Origin of the sequence: Mucilaginibacter limnophilus (genome assembly GCF_004005815.1) — a bacterium.
GTDB lineage: Bacteria > Bacteroidota > Bacteroidia > Sphingobacteriales > Sphingobacteriaceae > Mucilaginibacter > Mucilaginibacter limnophilus.
In genome coordinates this window covers 134502-153069 of the sequence record NZ_SACK01000004.1, presented here as the reverse complement: position 1 = coordinate 153069, position 18568 = coordinate 134502, and the positions used below count along the sequence as shown (strand labels likewise).

The 18568-nt window shown below is 43.3% G+C and carries 21 protein-coding genes; 13 read left to right on the top strand and 8 right to left on the bottom strand.

The genetic code is table 11. The features are described from left to right. Positions 1–6: 6 nt before the first annotated feature. The 4 genes from EOD41_RS11660 (at position 7) to moeB (ending at position 3985) form a co-directional block, all read left to right on the top strand. A complete protein-coding gene (locus tag EOD41_RS11660) occupies positions 7–1221 on the top strand; it encodes a molybdopterin molybdotransferase MoeA (RefSeq protein ID WP_127705014.1) in 1215 nt (404 codons plus the stop codon). A 100-nt stretch (positions 1222–1321) separates the two neighbouring features. Continuing rightward, positions 1322–1792: a cyclic pyranopterin monophosphate synthase MoaC gene (gene moaC / locus EOD41_RS11655; RefSeq protein ID WP_127705012.1), complete on the top strand. Its 471-nt coding sequence runs from the start codon at positions 1322–1324 to the stop codon at positions 1790–1792. Then, on the top strand, positions 1773–2942 hold the full coding sequence (locus tag EOD41_RS11650; RefSeq protein WP_127705010.1) for an NTP transferase domain-containing protein: 1170 nt from the start codon (positions 1773–1775) through the stop codon (positions 2940–2942). The genes moaC and EOD41_RS11650 overlap by 20 nt, the downstream gene beginning before the upstream one ends. Next, positions 2939–3985 (top strand): HesA/MoeB/ThiF family protein, encoded by a 1047-nt coding sequence (gene moeB, locus EOD41_RS11645; RefSeq protein WP_127705008.1) that lies wholly within the window; start codon positions 2939–2941, stop codon positions 3983–3985. Before EOD41_RS11650 ends, moeB begins: the two co-directional genes overlap by 4 nt. Before the next feature lie 122 nt (positions 3986–4107). Here the strand turns inward: moeB and EOD41_RS11640 are convergent, their stop codons facing one another. Continuing rightward, entirely contained in the window at positions 4108–4527 is a 420-nt protein-coding gene (locus tag EOD41_RS11640; RefSeq protein WP_127705006.1) for a molybdenum cofactor biosynthesis protein MoaE, read from the bottom strand. Positions 4528–4530: 3 nt separating this feature from the next. Then, positions 4531–4773, bottom strand: a complete 243-nt coding sequence (locus EOD41_RS11635) for a MoaD/ThiS family protein (protein WP_127705004.1) — start codon at positions 4771–4773, stop codon at positions 4531–4533. Between the two features lie 117 nt (positions 4774–4890). Here EOD41_RS11635 and fdhD point away from each other — a divergent pair, with 117 nt between their 5' ends. The 6 genes from fdhD (at position 4891) to EOD41_RS11605 (ending at position 11094) form a co-directional block, all read left to right on the top strand. Continuing rightward, a complete protein-coding gene (gene fdhD, locus EOD41_RS11630; protein ID WP_127705002.1) occupies positions 4891–5754 on the top strand; it encodes a formate dehydrogenase accessory sulfurtransferase FdhD in 864 nt (287 codons plus the stop codon). Further along, positions 5738–6088, top strand: a complete 351-nt coding sequence (locus EOD41_RS11625; RefSeq protein ID WP_127705001.1) for a DUF7009 family protein — start codon at positions 5738–5740, stop codon at positions 6086–6088. Before fdhD ends, EOD41_RS11625 begins: the two co-directional genes overlap by 17 nt. Before the next feature lies 1 nt (position 6089). Next, positions 6090–8402: an FdhF/YdeP family oxidoreductase gene (locus tag EOD41_RS11620; RefSeq protein WP_127704999.1), complete on the top strand. Its 2313-nt coding sequence runs from the start codon at positions 6090–6092 to the stop codon at positions 8400–8402. Positions 8403–8449: 47 nt separating this feature from the next. Further along, complete coding sequence (locus EOD41_RS11615) at positions 8450–9898, top strand: phytoene desaturase family protein (protein WP_127704997.1); 1449 nt, start codon at positions 8450–8452, stop codon at positions 9896–9898. A gap of 152 nt (positions 9899–10050) precedes the next feature. Then, on the top strand, positions 10051–10467 hold the full coding sequence (locus EOD41_RS11610; RefSeq protein WP_240663362.1) for a hypothetical protein: 417 nt from the start codon (positions 10051–10053) through the stop codon (positions 10465–10467). Positions 10468–10563: 96 nt separating this feature from the next. After that, a complete protein-coding gene (locus EOD41_RS11605; protein WP_127704995.1) occupies positions 10564–11094 on the top strand; it encodes a ferritin in 531 nt (176 codons plus the stop codon). Positions 11095–11111: 17 nt separating this feature from the next. Here the strand turns inward: EOD41_RS11605 and EOD41_RS11600 are convergent, their stop codons facing one another. Continuing rightward, a complete protein-coding gene (locus tag EOD41_RS11600) occupies positions 11112–11378 on the bottom strand; it encodes a (2Fe-2S) ferredoxin domain-containing protein (protein ID WP_127704994.1) in 267 nt (88 codons plus the stop codon). A gap of 328 nt (positions 11379–11706) precedes the next feature. Between EOD41_RS11600 and EOD41_RS11595 the strand changes: the two genes are divergently transcribed. Then, positions 11707–12918, top strand: a complete 1212-nt coding sequence (locus EOD41_RS11595) for a sterol desaturase family protein (RefSeq protein ID WP_127704992.1) — start codon at positions 11707–11709, stop codon at positions 12916–12918. A gap of 73 nt (positions 12919–12991) precedes the next feature. On the opposite strand, the gene EOD41_RS11590 is transcribed toward EOD41_RS11595, so the two are convergent. Together EOD41_RS11590 and EOD41_RS11585 are read right to left on the bottom strand one after the other, a co-directional pair. Then, entirely contained in the window at positions 12992–13354 is a 363-nt protein-coding gene (locus tag EOD41_RS11590) for a chorismate mutase (RefSeq protein ID WP_127704990.1), read from the bottom strand. A 10-nt stretch (positions 13355–13364) separates the two neighbouring features. Further along, entirely contained in the window at positions 13365–13787 is a 423-nt protein-coding gene (locus EOD41_RS11585; protein WP_127704988.1) for a secondary thiamine-phosphate synthase enzyme YjbQ, read from the bottom strand. A 115-nt stretch (positions 13788–13902) separates the two neighbouring features. Here EOD41_RS11585 and EOD41_RS11580 point away from each other — a divergent pair, with 115 nt between their 5' ends. Further along, complete coding sequence (locus EOD41_RS11580) at positions 13903–14706, top strand: alpha/beta fold hydrolase (RefSeq protein ID WP_127704986.1); 804 nt, start codon at positions 13903–13905, stop codon at positions 14704–14706. A gap of 21 nt (positions 14707–14727) precedes the next feature. Here the strand turns inward: EOD41_RS11580 and EOD41_RS11575 are convergent, their stop codons facing one another. After that, positions 14728–15843 carry an ABC transporter substrate-binding protein gene (locus tag EOD41_RS11575; RefSeq protein WP_262707668.1) on the bottom strand — a complete coding sequence of 372 codons (1116 nt, stop codon included), beginning with the start codon at positions 15841–15843 and terminating at the stop codon, positions 14728–14730. 250 nt (positions 15844–16093) lie between these two features. After that, positions 16094–16480: a response regulator gene (locus EOD41_RS11570; protein WP_127704982.1), complete on the bottom strand. Its 387-nt coding sequence runs from the start codon at positions 16478–16480 to the stop codon at positions 16094–16096. A 233-nt stretch (positions 16481–16713) separates the two neighbouring features. Between EOD41_RS11570 and EOD41_RS11565 the strand changes: the two genes are divergently transcribed. Continuing rightward, positions 16714–17433, top strand: a complete 720-nt coding sequence (locus EOD41_RS11565) for an RluA family pseudouridine synthase (protein ID WP_127704980.1) — start codon at positions 16714–16716, stop codon at positions 17431–17433. 16 nt (positions 17434–17449) lie between these two features. Here EOD41_RS11565 and EOD41_RS11560 read toward each other — a convergent pair whose 3' ends face one another. Next, complete coding sequence (locus tag EOD41_RS11560; RefSeq protein WP_127704978.1) at positions 17450–18535, bottom strand: acyltransferase family protein; 1086 nt, start codon at positions 18533–18535, stop codon at positions 17450–17452. Between the last annotated feature and the right edge of the window lie 33 nt (positions 18536–18568).

The following is an 18568-nucleotide window of genomic DNA, read 5'->3' as shown; positions in this document are numbered from 1 at the left end:
TACCTTATGAGAACAGTTGAAGAAGCTGAACGGATAATACTTGAAAATAAAGCCGATCTGGGCAACGAGATTGTGCTGTTTACCGAAGCTACAGGCCGTGTACTGGCTGAAAATATAAAAGCCGACAGGGATATGCCGCCTTTCAACCGTGTTGCTATGGATGGCATCGCGGTTAAGTACGAAGCGATAGAAAAGGGTAATACGGTGTTCCGGAAAATTGCTGTACAGGCCGCCGGTGACGCTCCCGCGGAAATCAAAGCACTGGACGAGTGTATTGAGATCATGACAGGCGCAATGCTGCCCGAATCAGTCGATACAGTGATACCTTATGAACAGATTGATCTCAACGAAGAAGGCGCGGTGGTGCTGTCAAGTATAGTTGCTAAAGGACAAAATATCCATACCCAGGGACGCGATAGGAAACAAGGCGATATTTTAGCAGTACCGGGGCAGGTGATAACTCCAGCGGTTCTAAGTTTGATAACTTCAGTAGGCGAAGAAGAAATAAGAGTTAAAAAGCTGCCGCGGGTGGTGGTTGTTTCTACCGGCGACGAAGTTATCGATGTGCGTGAAACACCAAAACCACACCAGATACGCCGTTCGAACAATTACACTGTGCAATCTATCCTAAAAGACAACGGCATACATGCAGATATACTGCACCTGCCCGACGAAGCCGATATCATGGAACGCCAACTGGCACACTGCCTGCAGTATTACGACGCCATTATTCTGACTGGCGGAGTATCTGCCGGAAAGTTTGACTTGTTGCCTGAAGTGCTCGAAAGGTTATTTGTTAAACAGATTTTTCATAAAGTAGCCCAGCGTCCGGGTAAACCATTCTGGTTTGGCAAGCATGAAAACGGAGTATTGGTGTTCGCCTTTCCGGGCAATCCTGTGGCTGCATTTATGTGTACGCACAGATACTTTCTGCCATGGCTGCGTGCTACGCTGGGCATGATTGAAAAACCGGCCATGTATGCGGTTCTGGATAACGATGTAACATTTAAGCCGGAACTTGTTTATTTTATGCAGGTAAAGCTGTTAATGAATAACAAGGCGCAGCTTATCGCCGAACCTGTTACAGGCAACGGCTCAGGAGATTTCGCTAATTTAGCTGATGCCGACGCCTTTATGGAACTTCCGGCTGATAAAAGTGAGTTTAAAAAAGGGGAAGTTTATAGGATAATAATGATTCACCGATTTAGATTTCACCGATAAGTAGAAAAGGTCGTTAGGATATACAAATGACGATGTTAACGAGTTCTCAAAATCGGTGTAATCAAATTCGTAAATCAGTGTAATCACAAAACTACAAACAATGATAACACACCTCGACGATAGCAACAATCCAAATATGGTTGATGTAGGCGAAAAGCAGCCAACAAAACGCAGGGCTGTAGCACGCAGCGTGGTTTACCTGCCGCCTGAAGTGCTTGAGCTTTTGGAAGGTGATGAAATTCAAAGCAAAAAAGGGCCGGTGTTTCAAACAGCTATCATAGCCGGAATAATGGCTGCTAAGAAAACGGGTGAACTAATACCACTTTGCCATCCGTTAGGTATGGATAACTGCCATATTACTATTAACTTTAATGAACAAAAGGAAGTGGTGATTGAATGTGAGGCCAGCATAACCGCTAAAACCGGTATTGAGATGGAGGCGCTGACAGGTGCTTCCATAGCCGCTTTAACTATATACGATATGTGCAAGGCCATGAGCCATAACATTGTGATAAAAGAAACTATGCTTATAGAAAAAACAGGGGGTAAGCATGACTTCAAACGGACATAAAAAACATGCGGAGCTTACGCGTCCGGCGATGGGTAACTTTTCGCGGAATGAGTGGGCCATTGTAGGCGCACCTTGTACCGTGATAAAACTACTGGCCGATGAGATAATAAAGGCACTGTCGCCTGCTTATAAATGTGCCTACGCTGATACTTCGCATAATGATGATGTAATGCTGTTGTCGGGTAGGTTAGCTTCAGGAGCTTCGATAGAATATACCGATCAGATCAATTATAACCAGTTAAATTTTACCGGCAACTTGTCTTCATTTAACCAGAGACAACTTTTTGCTGAAGCCGATATCGTATTGGTGAATGGCAATCATCAGCAAGCTAAAGCGCAGGTTGTTATTATCGACGAAAATAAAAAAACTTCACTGCAAAATCGTGCTGAGCAATTGACGAATGTTGAACTTATACTACTAAGCACAACTGCTACAGAAGTATTTGACTTTATAAAAAAAACTGTTTCGAATTGGGAAAGCATTCCGGTTTACCGACTGGATGAAACGGATAAGATAATCGAATTTTTTAACTCGAAATTGGAACAAGCTAAGTCAAAAATAAATGGACTTGTACTTGCCGGCGGTAAAAGCGTGCGCATGGGTTTTGATAAGGGTGCCATAAACTGGCATGGCAAAGAGCAGCGTTATTATTTGGCTGATGTGCTAAAAAACTTTTGTGCGGAGGTGTTTATTTCCTGCCGGGAAGAGCAAAGCGGGGAAATTGCAAAAGGATATGAGACTTTAACGGATACTTTTTTAAATCTTGGTCCGATGGGGGCTATGCTGTCGGCATTCAGGGCCCAGCCTGATAACACCTGGCTGGTAGTGGCTGCCGACTTGCCTTTGCTTGATGAAGCGACAATACAGTACCTTATAGATAATCGCAATACGGCCTCTATCGCGACAGCATACAAAAGCGTTCATGACGATTTTCCTGAACCGCTTATTACCATCTGGGAGCCAAAAAGCTATCCGGTGTTGTTGTCGTTTTTGGCTCAGGGGTATTCTTGTCCGCGAAAAGTGCTTATCAATAGTGATACTACTTTGCTAAACGCACCTTATCCTTCAGCGCTAACCAATGTAAATACGCCTGAAGAACTTGAACGAGTAAAACGTCTGTTGCAGCAACAAACAACCACTCAGCCATGAACCGGGAACTACTGCGATACAGTTGTCAAATAGCTTTGCCGGGTTTCGGAGAAGAGGCGCAGCAGCGTTTGCAGCAGTCGAAAGTATTGATAGTAGGCGCTGGGGGACTTGGTTGTCCGGCAGCGCAGTATCTTGCGGCGGCAGGTATAGGTACTTTAGGCATAGCCGATTTTGATGCGGTATCGGTGAGTAACCTTCATAGGCAGGTGTTGTACGGAACTGAGGAGGTTGGAAAACCAAAAGCAAGAATAGCTTGCGAAAAATTACAAATGCAGAATCCAGGTATCATACTGGTTCCTCATCAGGAAAGGATCACTCATGAGAATGTGATGGATATTACAGCTACTTATGATATTATCATTGATTGCAGTGATAATTTTGAAACCCGCTACCTGCTTAATGATGCTGCCGTTTTAAGCCGAAAACCCTTGGTTTACGGTGCAATATATCAATACGAAGGTCAGGTTGCCGTTTGGAATATATCGGTTAAAGACGGAATTTCACCCAACTACCGCGACCTGTTCCCCAACGTTAATGCCTCGCAAATACCTGATTGTGCCACCGGTGGAGTTATACCCACACTTGCAGGTATAATAGGCTGCATGCAGGCTAATGAAGCTATAAAATACATTACGCAAACCGGTGAAGTGCTTGCAGGTAAAGTGCTGCTTTTTGACGCGCAAACCATGCAAAGCCGCGTTGTTAGGATAGGCCCGGTAACTAAGACAAATATCACTTCGCTGCCGACAGCCATCACCGAAATAAACGTTATTTCTGCGGAAGAATTAAAAGAACAATTGCAAAGAGGCGATGTTCAGTTGATTGATGTCCGCACACAACAGGAGCGCGATGCATATCATATCGGTGGTGAGCATATACCGCTGCAGGAACTGGAAAGATACTTGTCTGATCTCGATCCCCAAAAAATAACAGTATTCTACTGTGCATCAGGTAAGCGTAGCGCACAGGCGGCAAGGATGTTTAAAGGAACATATCCAAATGCCGAAGTGTTTTCGTTGGAAGGTGGAGCGCAGGCATTCTAAATTCACAAGCCACAGGCACTTTACAAACCTCATCCAAACTTGTTTCCAGATATCTAAGGCTAAATTTTCTTTAACATGAGAGATGCTGAAGCATGTTCAGCATGACTTTTTTATAAATCCATCTACGGATGTGCCGCTACCCAAACCTCGCCATCTTCAAAAATCTCTTTCTTCCATATGGGTACTGTTTGCTTTAGCGTGTCGATGATATACCGGCAGGCGTCAAAAGCGGCATCACGATGCGCGGCAGATACAGCAATTACAACAGGTACTTCGCCAACGGACAAAATGCCTATCCGGTGATGTACCAATACTCTTATCAATGGCCATTTGGCAAAGGACTGCTGTGTTATCTTTTCGAGTTCCTTTATGGCCATAGGTTCATAAGCTTCAAATTCAAGCCGTACAACCGGTTTGCCTTTTGTTGCATTGCGTACGGTGCCAACAAACACATCAATTCCCCCAGCATCAGGCGACATTACCCAATCAATGCATCCGGCAACATCAAGCGGGGTATCTAAGATTTTTATCTCTGTATTCATTATTTATCCGCCGCTTACAGGTGGGATTACAGCCACTTCATCATGATGGTGAATTGTATCTTCAGGCAAGGCATACTCATTGTTTACAGCTATCATGTATGATGATAGCTGTTTTAGCCGTGGGTAACGCTGCTCAAGCAAGTATTTGATGTTTGATACCGTTGCATTATTGGTTAGCTCAAGTTCAATTACAGGGCTCCCAAAAATATCCTTAGCAATACCAAAGGCCAAAATATTTATGTTCATACATATAATTTTTTACATTTGGGCATATGCAAATATGCAATAACCAATGGCACATTTGTACAACCTGCGGCGCTTTTTTCAAATAAACAATCGCAATAACCAATTGTAGTTAACACTATGTCGAAGTCAGTTGCCAGTATGCCCGTTACCAAAGTGCACAATGATAGTGCTGACGGCACTTTTGACGCGCTGGCCATTGAGGAACCCCTTGAGATACGCCTTGAACACGGCCCGGCTGAGAGCCGCATAGTACAAAACATCTCCGTTACCATGCGCACCCCCGGTAATGACACCGAACTTGCAATAGGTTTTTTGTTCACCGAAGGGATTATTAAAGATAAGGAAGATATTTTGTCGGCTAATCACTGCTTTATTGCCTGTACCGAAAATAAGGAGAATGTGATACAGGTAAGCCTTAGAGAAGATGTGACGCCGCATCTTCAAAATACCGAACGCAACTTTTACACCACATCAAGTTGCGGCGTTTGTGGAAAAGGGTCGATCAACGCTATATATACCGTAACACAGGATCATCAAACAGATGATAACAACGCTATCCATTCAAACTCACTATACGGCCTACCCGATATCTTAAGGCAGCACCAGGCGGTTTTTGCTGATACCGGCGGATTGCATGCCTCGGCTTTATTTGATGCCGAAGGTAAACTGCTATTGCTTCGCGAGGATGTTGGGCGACATAACGCGCTTGATAAACTGATTGGCGCCTCGTTGCAAAATGGCTGGCTGCCCTTAACTAATAAAATATTGTTACTCAGCGGCCGCGCCAGTTTTGAACTGGTGCAAAAGGCTGTTATGGCAGGTATTAATATCATTGCGGCTGTTGGGGCGCCTTCAAGTCTGGCAGTACAACTTGCCCAAGAGTTTAACATCACCCTGATAGGTTTTTTACGCGATAAGCGTTTTAATATATATAGCGCGGCACACCGCGTACTAATTACTGATTATGAAACTGCGCATTAAAGGGAACGCTATACGCTACAGGCTTTCTAAAACCGATGTTGAGCGCTTTGCTGCCGAAGGCAGGGTGGAAGAAACCATCAATTTTGCGGGGCAGCCGCTTAAATATATTCTGCAGCAAAACAATGACGATGCTTTATCAGCCACTTATAAAGATAACGTGATCACGATGTATATGCCTGTCGATATGAAAAACGAGTGGGTGGATACAGAAAAAGTGGGTTTTAACAATACCTGCGGCGATCTGCAACTGCTTATCGAGAAAGATTTTATGTGCCTTGATGACGTGGCTGAAGATCAAAGCGATAATTTCCCCAACCCTTTAGCTAAGAAATAATATGCGCGAACAGGTAAAACACCCGGCCGAAGAAAATCCTGAAGAACTGCATGATCTGCGTGTTACAGAACCTAAAACATGGGCGGCAGGCATGCGCGCGGTCACCGCCGCTATGGACGATGTGCTGCATGAGACCGGACCCATACGCGGACTGAAAGCCTTGTTCAAAATGAACCAAAAGGGCGGTTTTGACTGTTCAAGCTGTGCCTGGCCCGACCCGGATGACGACCGCTCACCTATAGCCGAATACTGCGAGAACGGCGCCAAGGCGCTGGCTGAGGAAGCAACCACAAAGAAGCTTACTGCCGAGTTCTTTGCGGCAAATTCGGTAGCTGATCTTGCTAAGCTGAACGATTACGAAATAGGCAAAAAAGGACGCATTGCACAGCCGGTTTATCTGCCAAAAGGCGGTACGCATTATCGGCCTATTACCTGGGGCGATGCGTTTAAAAAAATCGCCGGTCATTTAAATGCTTTAGCTTCGCCGGATGAAGCGGCATTTTACACTTCGGGTCGTACCAGCAACGAAGCCTCGTTTATGTACCAGTTGTTTGTGCGCGAGTATGGCACGAATAACATGCCCGATTGCTCGAACATGTGCCACGAGTCTTCGGGCGTAGCCCTTGGCGATACTATCGGTATTGGTAAAGGTACTGTAACCCTGAATGATTTTTACGATACGGATGTGATCATTATCATGGGGCAAAACCCGGGCACCAATCACCCCCGTATGCTAACCGCCCTTGAAAAAGCAAAGCATAAAGGCAGCAAGATTATTGCCATAAACCCCTTGCACGAGGCCGGACTGATGGGTTTCAAAAATCCGCAGAATGTAAAAGGCGTTCTGGGCATAACAACCCAACTGGCCGACCTGTACCTGCAGGTAAAAATAAACGGTGATATCGCCTTGTTAAAAGCTCTTGAATTGCTTTTGTATAATGCCGAACAACAAGAACCGGGCAAGGTGTTCGATCATGCTTTTATTGCTGATAAAACAACCGGCTACAATCAATTTATTAACGATATCCGGCAATATGATGTGAATGATCTTGCACTGGAAGCAGGCATACCCATGGGCCAGATAGAGCAGGCGGCAAACATGCTGAAGCATACCCGTAAGATCATCATTTGCTGGGCCATGGGCATTACGCAGCATGTTAATGGGGTGGATACTATAAAAGAAATAGTAAATCTAGCTTTGCTAAAAGGGGCTATCGGCATACCCGGCGCAGGCTTGTGCCCGGTTAGGGGGCATAGCAATGTGCAGGGTAACCGCACCATGTTGATCTACGACAAACCTTTCCCCAAACAGCTTGATAAATTGCAGGAAGTGTTTGGTTTTAACCCACCCCACGAACATGGTTATGATACTGTAGAAACCATTACCGCCATGCACGAAGGTAAGGTGAAAGTGATGTTTTCAATGGGTGGCAACTTCCTGTCGGCTACGCCGGATACTGCTTACACGGCTGATGCCTTACGCAAAACAAAACTTACCGTAAACGTATCAACCAAGCTTAACAGGGCGCATTTGGTAGTGGGTGAGGAGTCAATTATTTTGCCTACGCTGTCGCGAAGCGACAAAGATGTGGTTAACGGCGAGGAGCAGTTTATAAGCTGCGAAAACTCAATGGGGGTGGTACAAATATCAAAAGGCGTGTTGGAGCCGATATCAAAAGAATTACTTAACGAAACTCAAATAGTTTGTGAACTGGCAAAGGCTACTTTAGGTAACCGTACCGTTGTCAACTGGGATAAATACGCCAATAGTTATGACGAAGTGCGCAATGTCATCGAAAAAGTAATTCCAGGTTTTGAGGACTACAATGTACGTGTGCGTAAACCCGCCGGTTTCTATTTGCCCAACGCCCCGCGCGAAGGACGCTTTGAAAACGAAAAAACACGTAACAAAGCGCCGTTCAGCGTAACTAAACTTCCTGAAAATAAACTGGCTGCCGATGAGTATGTGTTGATGTCAATCCGCAGTCACGACCAGTTTAATACCACTATTTATGGTATGGAAGATCGCTATCGTGGCATACATAACGAGCGCCGTGTGATTTTTATGAACGTGAACGACATGGCGCAAGCCGGTTTAGAAGCCGGTGATAAGGTTGATCTGTTTAATTATCATGGAGGTGTTGAGCGGGTTGCGCGATTGTTTCTGGTAGTTCCATATAACATCCCGGAAAAAAATACTGCAGCTTATTACCCTGAAGCCAATGTGCTGGTGCCGATAAACAGTGTTGCTGAAAGAAGCAATACGCCTACGTCAAAATATGTGGTGATAAAGATCAGGAAACACATTGGATAATCACATTCCTTCAAAAACCAAAATCTACTTTTATAGCTTTGCTATTAATGAAGCTTGACAAACGTGATTACGATGCCGTAATAATAGGTGCAGGGCCAAACGGACTTGCAGCAGGTATACTAATGCAGCAGCATGGCCTGCAAGTGCTGATAGTAGAAGGCAAAGACACCATTGGCGGCGGTTCGCGTACGTCTGAACTTACATTACCGGGTTTTAAGCATGATATCTGTTCGGCGGTACACCCGTTAGGGGTTGGTTCGCCATTCTTTAGAACATTACCGCTTAAACAGTACGGATTGGAATATCTTTTTTCGGATATAGAAGCTGCACATCCGCTTGACGATGGTTCGGCAGGTGTATTAAAGCGTTCAGTTGAAGAAACAGCGCGCTTACTTGGCCACGATGAACAGGCTTATCTCAGCCTGATGAAACCGCTTGTACAAAACTGGCCGGGCCTGGCGGCTGATGTGCTTGGTCCGCTGCATTTTCCAAAAAAGCCGTTTGCACTTGCTGCATTCGGACTGGCGGCTATACCACCTGCCACAGTGCTTGCTAAGAGGTTCAAAACAGAAAAAGCCAGGGCGTTGTTCGCGGGCATGGCGGCACACTCTATACAGCCGTTAAGTAATCTTACCACATCGGCCATTGCGTTGGTATTGATGGCCAATGGGCATTTGGGTGGCTGGCCTGTTGCCAAAGGAGGTTCCCAAAATCTGGCTAACGCGTTGGCTGCATACTTTACTTCATTAGGCGGAAAAATAGAAACCAAAACATACGTCACTTCGTTACAACAGCTGCCGTCGGCACATGCGGTGTTGTTCGATGTTACCCCAAAACAGTTACTTCAAATAGCCGGACATAAGTTTTCGTCGCTATATAAATGGCAACTTAAACGCTTTCGGTATGGTGATGGGGTATTTAAGATTGACTGGGCGCTTGATGCCCCGGTGCCGTTTAAAAATGAAGATTGCCGCAAAGCCGCCACTGTCCATTTGGGCGGTACACTGGATGAGATCGCTGCATCTGAAGCAGCATCAGGTAACGGCAAGCATACCGATAAACCTTACGTATTGCTGGCTCAACCCAGCATTGCCGATCCCACACGCGCTCCTGAAGGCAAACACACTGCCTGGGCATATTGCCATGTGCCCAATGGTTCGGTAAAAAACATGACAGGCGTTATCGAAAACCAGGTGGAACGGTTTGCGCCGGGATTTAAGGAGCGGATACTTGCACGCCATACGTTTAACACCGAGCAAATGCAGAAGCATAATCCCAACTATATCGGCGGCGATATAAATGGTGGTATTATTGATATCGCTCAGCTTTTTACACGCCCGGTACTGCGGTGGTCGCCATATAAAACATCTGATAAGGGCTTATACATCTGCTCATCATCAACGCCTCCGGGCGGGGGAGTGCATGGCATGTGCGGATATTGGTCGGCTAAAAAAGCGTTGAATGACGTTTTTGGCATTGAGGTGAAGCGGCTGTAAGATATGTATAACTAAGTGCACGTCAGGCTGAACTTGTTTGAGCATCTCATTTGCTAAGTAAATTCCATCCTGAGAGATCCCGAAACAAGTTCGGGATGACGTAAAGCGAATAATTCAAGCAAATAAAACTTTCTTTAGAATAATTCTCAATAGTGTTTGGATTTAATCTAAATAGTGCTATTTTTGTTGCCACACGTCAGCAAGAGATGCAGGTTAAAGAAGCAGTAGTTAATCCAAAGTTTATTGAAGTTTTTACCACTAAGCAAGGCGCTATCTATCAGTGTGATAGCGAGAACTGCTGGTATATTGACTTTGCCGGTAAACTTGCCCGTTTTGATTACCGTTGCCTGCTTCGTTTAAATAAAGCCATCAACAGCGTTGATATCGAAAAACGCCTGATGGATGCCAAGTCGCCGGATATGGAGATCATCTTTATTTGCGCATGCGACGACACCTACGTACTTACCCTTCCGCAAATCATCGCTTTTAAAGAGCTTTTACAAGGTACTTTTGTTATGTTGGAGCTTAATCACATCATTTACAATCGCCTTTATCGTACAGCCGTTTAACTGTACTTAGATTGTTTCCATATTGTTAATATTTAGTGGTCTAAACATTTATAGCACTATTTTTGTAATGTTATAAATGATTAAACTTATCAGATCATGAAAGATATTATCCGAGTAAAAAGTCTTTTATCAACCGAGATAGAGGCAATTTTAAATCAGCAGATCAGAAAAGAAGCACAGTCTTCAGCTATATATTTGGCCATGGCTTCATGGTGCGACCGTAATGGTTATGACAACTCAGCCGACTACTTTTTCAAACAAGCCGAAGAAGAGCGTGAGCATCAACTCAAATTTTTTAAATATGTGTTAGACATGGGGGGGACCGCTATTTCGCCTGACGTGAACAACATCAAAATTGAATATAATTCGTTCCGTGAGGTGTTTGAAGATGCTTTAGAGCAGGAGATCGCCGTAACCGAGTCAATCAAAGCTATTGCATCACGCTGCTACAAAGAGCAGGATTTCGTAACTCTTGAGTTCCTTAACTGGTTCTTTAAAGAACAACGTGAAGAAGAATACAAAGCCCGCCGCGCTGTCGAACTGTTTGACGTTATTGGTACTGAAGGTACCGGCGCATGGGAAATTGACCGCCACGTTAGCAAAATTAATTACGATAACGAAGCGTAATAACCGCTTAAAAAATCTTACAAATCAAGTGCTGATTCCAAAAGTTTCAGCACTTCTTTTTTGCCGTATTCTTTTAGCCAGATGTTATCAGGCTGCAGGTTACATACAGGTGCCCAATCGCAACGATCAGTACATTCAATGCGTATCACCTCAAGTTCAACATCAGTTTTGGTGTGTTTCGTCAGGCTTTTCACCAACTTGTAAGTATCCTTCCCGCCGCGTTTGCTGCATTTACTGCCGGTGCACACATACAGCACCTTATCAGGCACTTCAAACTTTCCCATAGATAACAAAGGTAGGAAATTAGTTGATTAGGTGAATAGTTGATTGGCGAGTCAGTTGTTAATGACTTTGAGTAAGTAAATAGCTTTCCGGAAATTCATAAATTTGGCCTCTTTACAACTTAATTAACCATTCACTTATCAACACAATCAACCACTCATCAACTTCTGTAACAAAAATGATTCTGCACACATTATCAATACTATAGTGCGTTCAGCTTCGTTCAGTTTAAACAAATGCTATATTTGTCAAACCAATAAGCTTATTTTTGGTTAATTTTGGTTATAAATCTGTATAAAAACGGTTTTTTAAGCCCCTTAAAAACAACGTATGGAATTTAACTACCTTGCATTTGCGGTTCCGCTTTTTGTAGTTCTTATGCTGCTTGAATATTACGTGGCACGCAAAAAGAAAATGGAACTTTTTGATTTGCACCGTTCCATTGCCAACGTAAGTATAGGCATACTTGAGCGCCTTACCGATGTATTGGTAGCTGGTGTTTTTTACTTCTTCTATCACTATATTCAAACGAATTTTGGTCTGTTTGAAATTAAGCCAACGGCTGCGATGTGGATTCTGCTTTTTTTAGGTACAGATTTTATTTGGTATTGGTACCACCGCCTGGCGCACGAAATGAATGTACTTTGGGCTGTGCATGTGGTTCATCATCAAAGTGAAGATTTTAATTATACCGTATCGGCACGTATAACTTTGTTTCAGGCTATAGTGCGTACAGGTTTTTGGAGCGTTCTACCCTTGCTGGGCTTCCCGGCCGAAATGATATTTGTGATGTTGCTGATACACGGTTTGTACCCATTTTTTGTACATACGCAGGTAATAGGAAAGCTTGGTATTATTGAATATTTTATGGTTACCCCTTCGCATCATAGGGTGCACCATGCCTGTAACGATAAGTATCTTGACAAGAACTATGGTGATGTGCTGATTATTTGGGATAAGTTATTCGGAACCTTCCAGAAAGAAGATGAAAAGCCGGTTTATGGCTTAACTCATCAGCTTAATACTTATAGCTTTTTATGGCAGCACTTTCATTTTTATATCGAATTGTGGCTGATGGTAAAAAAGCAGAAAACGCTTAAAGACAAGTTCAAAATGATATTTGGCAGCCCAACGCTTATCGATCCGGACATGCGTGAGCGTGCCGAAAAAATATTTGGTATTAAACAACAGGAAGAACCGCTGCAGCATCGCCTTAACAATTATGTGATATGGCAGGTAATTGTTATGCTGGTTTTGCTTTTTGTATTTATATTATTTGAGTTTGAAATGGGGGCCAGCGAAAAATTCCTGTTTACCTCGTTCACTATACTTACCCTGATAAATTGCGGTGCCATAATGGAACAAAAAAAATGGGTATTTGCAGTTGAATTTCTACGGATGCTGGTAATAGGTAGCGCATTGTGGCTTTATAATGCCGATTATCAAATAGTTACTTTCTTTATTTTATCGGTAATTGCACTATTAGTGCTGTTTTATCGTACCGTGGAAGAACGTTATTTGTCAGTAGTATACCCCGACTAAAAGTTATCTTGTAAAAATATTAAAGCCGTTTGCTGACTTCATGCAAACGGCTTTTTCGTTTTGTGGAATTTTATTAATGTTTGGTTGTGGTATCACCCTCAATCCGCAGGCTTTCATCATGTATTGCATTCATAAGCTGCGTTATAAATTCAGCAGATAAGCCTTCTTGTTGTCCTGCCAAAATGGCTCTGTCAACCACCTGTTTAAAGCGGGCAGGCTGCAACGGTGGTACATTATATTTCTTCTTATAAACGCCAACTTCTCTAACAATTTGCTGCCGCTGGGCAATAATGTGTATCATTAACTTGTCTAACGAGTCAATTTGTTTCCGGTGTACAGCAAGATCGGCATTTATTTCATCCTGGGTTTTTGTTTGTGCCGATGCAGTAATACCTAAGCCTATGAAGCATGACAATAGTAAAATGTACTTTTTCATATAAGAGTAATTAAATGCCCCATGCCGAAACGATCAGTTCCCGGTTTCCACCATGGTCACGGTGCTCACAAAGGTAAATTCCCTGCCAAGTGCCTAAAGCCAGTCGGCCGTTGCTTACAGGTATTAGTACCGAACTGCCCAGCATTGCTGCTTTTAAGTGCGCCGGCATATCGTCAGATCCTTCATAATCATGCATATAATCCGGGTCGTTCTCGGGTACGGTTTTATTGAAATACATTTCGAAGTCGACGCGTACGGTTGGGTCGGCGTTTTCATTAATAGTTAACGATGCCGATGTATGCTTGATGAACACTTGGCACATGCCGGTTTTTATTTCGGCCAGTTGCGGTATGGCTTGCAGCACTTCTGCGGTAATTAAATGGAAACCCCGTTTACGTTCGCGCAGGCGCAGCAATTGCTGAAACATCTTCATAAATTAAATATAGGATAAAATCAGATTAGTCGGGAAAGGCACCTGTATTTGTCAGTTACAACCCGCATAAGCAATCATAAATAGTGATAGATTTGTAGTATTAAATCAATCACTTATGGAAACCTTATCATCCGCCCTAAACGGACAGTACGCTGTGGTTAATGGTCTTAATATGTATTACGAAGTGCATGGCAGCGGTAAACCGCTTGTGCTGATACACGGAGGCGGATCAACCATACAAACTACGTTTGGATTGATATTGCCTTATCTTGCTGAAAGCAGGAAGGTAATAGCTGTTGAGCTACAGGCACACGGGCACACACCCGATCGTGGTACGCCAACTTCATTTGAGCAGGACGCTGATGATGTAGCCGAACTCATAAGATATTTTAAAATTGAAAAAGCAGATATACTGGGTTTCAGCAACGGTGGGCAAACCGCTTTGCAGGTAGCCATTCGCCATCCGGAACTGGTAGCTAAGCTTATAATCGCGTCAGCATTTTATAAACGGGACGGCTTACCCGCACAGTTTTGGGAGTTTATGAACAATGCCAGTATTGACTACATGCCGCAGGGATTAAAAGACGCTTACCTTGAAATAACTAACAGCCCCGAAAGGCTTCAAATAATGCATGATCGTGATGCGCTACGTATGCAAACTTTTGAGGACTGGAGCGACAATGATATACAAGGCATTAAAGCACCGACTTTGGTTATTTCAGCTGATCGGGATGTGGTTAAACCCGAGCATGCGGTACAAATGTTCAAATTATTACCTAACGCGAAGCTAATAATACTACCTGGCCAGCACGGAGAATACCTGGGAGAACTTATATTTAAAAAACCCGGCAGCAACATACATGTAGTTACCGCAGGGCTTATTAATGACTTTTTAGAAACAAACTTTGCCGTTGAATAGCAGCAAAGCGTTTACACTGTATTAGTTGGTACTGCTTGATGTGCCGGAAACATACCATTTGTAAGTATTGCCATCTTTCTTAATAGCCCAGTAATCAAATATCCCGCTTTGGCGGTCGCCGGCATCGTCAAGGGTAATATCACCGGTGATACCTTCATGGGCATGCGCCTGCTCAACAAATTTTGTTCTTAGCGTTTCCATATTGCTTACATCGCCGTTGGTAGCCTCAAGTGTGTATGCTATTGTCCACATTATATCATATACTGCAAGGGCAAATGCATCAGGATCAACATTGCTTAATCTTTTTATTCGCGCTGCTACAGGTGCCCATTTAGTATTCAAACTTTGAGGTAAGCCAAAAGTAGGCGCATAAAAACTGGTGGCAATAGCAAAATCGGCAGCCTGGGTATCAGCTAACAGCGCCGCACTTAGTACTATGCCGTCGCCACCAAACCACTTTACAGTTTTTAAAACAGGTTCGTTGGCAGCGGCTTTAAACAAAGCAACTGCCTCATCAAAAGATGCAAGGTAAACGCCAACCTTATCATCACCATAAGTGGTTTTAGCTGCTTCAACCTTGCTTTTAAGTGTTGCAACTATTGATGTGAAATTAGTTACCGAGGTTCCGTAAGGCGTCATCGCGTCTATGTGACCGCCAAGCGCTGTAAATGCTGTTCCGGTAGCAGTTTGCAGGCCTGTGTTACCATCATCGTTACGGGCAACAGTAACCAATGCTTTTATACCATTGTTGTAAATTGTATTTGCAATGGCATTGCCCTCAATATGGTCGGGAGGGCAAAAACGAAATACGCCATCACCTTCAATGGCGAGACTGCCCGCAGTACTGCTTTGACTAATTAATAATGCTTTTGAACCCACAAGCGGCATAACAGCACTCAGTTCAGCGCTTGATTGCGGGCCAATTAGAAACTTAATTCCGCCTTTTACAGCAGCGTCGAAAGACTTTTTTGCCTCATTGGGGTTTAATTGTGTATTAGCAACTGCCGATTGAATACGGAAAGGTGCGTTTTTAAAAGCCAAATAAGTATTAATGTCATCTTGTGCCACTTGCATAGCATAAACTGAATTTTCACCAAGCGTAGTCCAGTTTTCGGTTAGAGAAAATATGCCTCCTATGGGTATGGTAGGTATAGGGTCTTCTTTTTTTGATGACTTGCATGATTGTAAGTTTACTCCAATTACAATAGCAGTAAAAAAAAATAAGTAATGTTCTTTTCATATATGAGTATAATTTATTTCAATAAATTTATGCAAAGTACTTAAAAGTCATGAAACTATTAACACACAATGTATTAACATACTCGAAATACTCCCTGAATTGGATGGGAATAATATTACGAAAAGAAAAAAATTATATACCGGCAAACTATGAAACGCTTAATGCCGCACGACCGGTATCAAGCCATTTGTATGCTATATGCTCAAGATCCGTGATATCAAAAGGTTTACGCAGTACGTCATCGGCGCAGCAGTCAATAGCAATTTTGTCTAAGCCGGTTGCTGCCGAAACTAATACAACAGGTATGTGCCTGGTAACGATGTTGTTTTTCAAACTAAGGCAAATGTCATGTCCTGATAATTCTCCGCTCAGAAAACAATCCAGCAATATCAAACCGGGTTTTAACTTAAAGACAGCCTGAACATGATCGCGCGGGTTAACATGCTGTACGGTATAACCCGCTTCGGTAAGCACATAATCCATGATCTCTGCCACGGCGCGATCGTTCTCGATAATAATGATTGTCTTTTTCATAAGCCTGATCCGTAAGTGTAACAATGAGATACAAGACAGGCAAATAAAAGGGATAGGAGATTAAATGTCTGAATTATATTAGTGGTTCCTACTAATAATAGTATAAAGGTAGCACTTTAATTGAATATTCCAAATATTTAATTAATAAGAAAAACTCTAATTTGGAGTAAGGGGACTGCACAGTAATACGACCTGCTGAGAGTAAATAAAAAACAGTAATTTTGCACCCTGTTATGAAGATACCCCGATTTACCGACCTGATTTTATTTGAAAATGATGACGTTATAGTGGTTAACAAACCACCTTTTGTAGCTTCGCTTGATGAACGTGAGGGCGGCGAGATCAACATGCTGCGATTGGCTAAGGCTTATACTGATGACGCGCAGGTATGCCACCGTCTTGACAAGGAGACATCAGGAGCGCTTATCATAGCAAAAAATCCTGAAGCCTACCGCTCGGTATCTATGCAGTTTGAACGCCGTCAAGTAAAAAAGGTATACCACGCGGTTATAGATGGCACACATGTTTTTGAAGACTTGTTTGTTGATCTGCCCATACTTAACGTGGGCAAAAGCAGTGTATCAATAAGCAGGCAGGACGGTAAGCGTGCCGAAACATGGTTCAACTCGTTAAAATATTATAAGCACTATACATTGGTTGAATGTCGCCCGGTAACAGGCCGCATGCACCAGATACGCATCCACCTGGCCACGCAGCGCGCGTCAATAGCAGGCGATGAGATGTACAAAGGCCAGCCGGTGTTCCTGTCGAAGCTAAAACGCAAATATCATCTGGGTAAAGAGCAGGAAGAACAGCCCATCATGAAGCGCTTCGCATTACACGCATACGAGGTTAGCTTTAAATTGCTTAACGGCGAAGAAATAACCATCCACGCGCCGTATCCAAAGGACTTTGAGACGTTATTGAAACTGTTAGATAAGTTTGATAGTTAAGCGAGGAGTAAAGAGTTTACCCTCGTCTTCTTACTAAATTATTTAAACGCTTACGTACGGGCTCGTCCAGGTATTTCATCACTGCATACGCCAGCACAATCAACAGCAATGTTCCTATCGCGGTAATACCGGCCATTTCGTTAAGTGATGGCTTTTTTGCTTCCACATAACTCATAAAAAGCCATATAAACGGGTAGTGAACCATGTAAAGCGGATAGGAAATGTCTCCTGAAAACTTACAGATTTTAGTTGAAGAAGCGGACAACTGCGCACCCGCGCCAAGCGCTATCAAAAAAGGAAAATAGAAGATCACAACAATTGGCTCTACTATGGGGTTCAGTTCATTTCTAAACGGAATAAAAAATGTTACCAGCAGCATTAAGCCTATTGCAATAAAACCAAGGCGGGAATTGATAACCCATTTTAAACGGTAAACAAGCATACCGGCCAGGAAAGAGTAAAACATCCTGATACCGCCACCCATAATATTGTCGCCGCTCCAGCCAACACTTAAATTGGTTGACCGGTGTGCTTCATAAACAAGTAATGCAGCTGCAATTATAACCAGCAACCAAAGCATTTTTTTATTTATCCTCACCAAAACCAATGCATATACAATGTTGGCAATATACTCCCAGAACAACGACCAGGTGGGCGGATTTAAGTGGAAGTTGTTAAAATACCGTTCGCGCACAAGCGCGTAAGGTATCATCAGGCATGAGGTGATGAACATTAGCAGCAGGTTGCCGGTATATTTTTGATACAGATTGCTGAACGGGTCGAATACAAAGGCCAGTATACCGATCACCGAACCGATAATTACCAGTGGATGCAGGCGTATCAGTCTTAGTTTGATGAAGGTCCAGATGCCAATATCAGCCAGCTTGGTATCATAAGCGTAAGCGATAACAAATCCTGAAAGACAAAAAAAGAAATCAACCGCCAGGTAGGCATGGGCAATAAAGCTTTTAGTGTAATCAGGTACAGCTATCTCCATAAAATGAAAAACAACTACAGCTATCGCTGCCAGGCCGCGCAAACCATCAAGCATTTTAAAGTGCTGTTTGGTTTGTATCTTTAATTGAGTTCCCGTATCAGTCATGTATAGCCGGTTTGCTGTTAAAGTAAATAAAAA

Coding starts and splice junctions, on each gene's coding strand:
- EOD41_RS11660 (WP_127705014.1), top strand. CDS start 7: ATGAGAACAGTTGAAGAAGCTGAACGGATAATACTTGAAAATAAAGCC.
- moaC (WP_127705012.1), top strand. CDS start 1,322: ATGATAACACACCTCGACGATAGCAACAATCCAAATATGGTTGATGTA.
- EOD41_RS11650 (WP_127705010.1), top strand. CDS start 1,773: ATGACTTCAAACGGACATAAAAAACATGCGGAGCTTACGCGTCCGGCG.
- moeB (WP_127705008.1), top strand. CDS start 2,939: ATGAACCGGGAACTACTGCGATACAGTTGTCAAATAGCTTTGCCGGGT.
- EOD41_RS11640 (WP_127705006.1), bottom strand. CDS start 4,527: ATGAATACAGAGATAAAAATCTTAGATACCCCGCTTGATGTTGCCGGA.
- EOD41_RS11635 (WP_127705004.1), bottom strand. CDS start 4,773: ATGAACATAAATATTTTGGCCTTTGGTATTGCTAAGGATATTTTTGGG.
- fdhD (WP_127705002.1), top strand. CDS start 4,891: ATGTCGAAGTCAGTTGCCAGTATGCCCGTTACCAAAGTGCACAATGAT.
- EOD41_RS11625 (WP_127705001.1), top strand. CDS start 5,738: ATGAAACTGCGCATTAAAGGGAACGCTATACGCTACAGGCTTTCTAAA.
- EOD41_RS11620 (WP_127704999.1), top strand. CDS start 6,090: ATGCGCGAACAGGTAAAACACCCGGCCGAAGAAAATCCTGAAGAACTG.
- EOD41_RS11615 (WP_127704997.1), top strand. CDS start 8,450: ATGAAGCTTGACAAACGTGATTACGATGCCGTAATAATAGGTGCAGGG.
- EOD41_RS11605 (WP_127704995.1), top strand. CDS start 10,564: ATGAAAGATATTATCCGAGTAAAAAGTCTTTTATCAACCGAGATAGAG.
- EOD41_RS11600 (WP_127704994.1), bottom strand. CDS start 11,378: ATGGGAAAGTTTGAAGTGCCTGATAAGGTGCTGTATGTGTGCACCGGC.
- EOD41_RS11595 (WP_127704992.1), top strand. CDS start 11,707: ATGGAATTTAACTACCTTGCATTTGCGGTTCCGCTTTTTGTAGTTCTT.
- EOD41_RS11590 (WP_127704990.1), bottom strand. CDS start 13,354: ATGAAAAAGTACATTTTACTATTGTCATGCTTCATAGGCTTAGGTATT.
- EOD41_RS11585 (WP_127704988.1), bottom strand. CDS start 13,787: ATGAAGATGTTTCAGCAATTGCTGCGCCTGCGCGAACGTAAACGGGGT.
- EOD41_RS11580 (WP_127704986.1), top strand. CDS start 13,903: ATGGAAACCTTATCATCCGCCCTAAACGGACAGTACGCTGTGGTTAAT.
- EOD41_RS11570 (WP_127704982.1), bottom strand. CDS start 16,480: ATGAAAAAGACAATCATTATTATCGAGAACGATCGCGCCGTGGCAGAG.
- EOD41_RS11565 (WP_127704980.1), top strand. CDS start 16,714: ATGAAGATACCCCGATTTACCGACCTGATTTTATTTGAAAATGATGAC.
- EOD41_RS11560 (WP_127704978.1), bottom strand. CDS start 18,535: ATGACTGATACGGGAACTCAATTAAAGATACAAACCAAACAGCACTTT.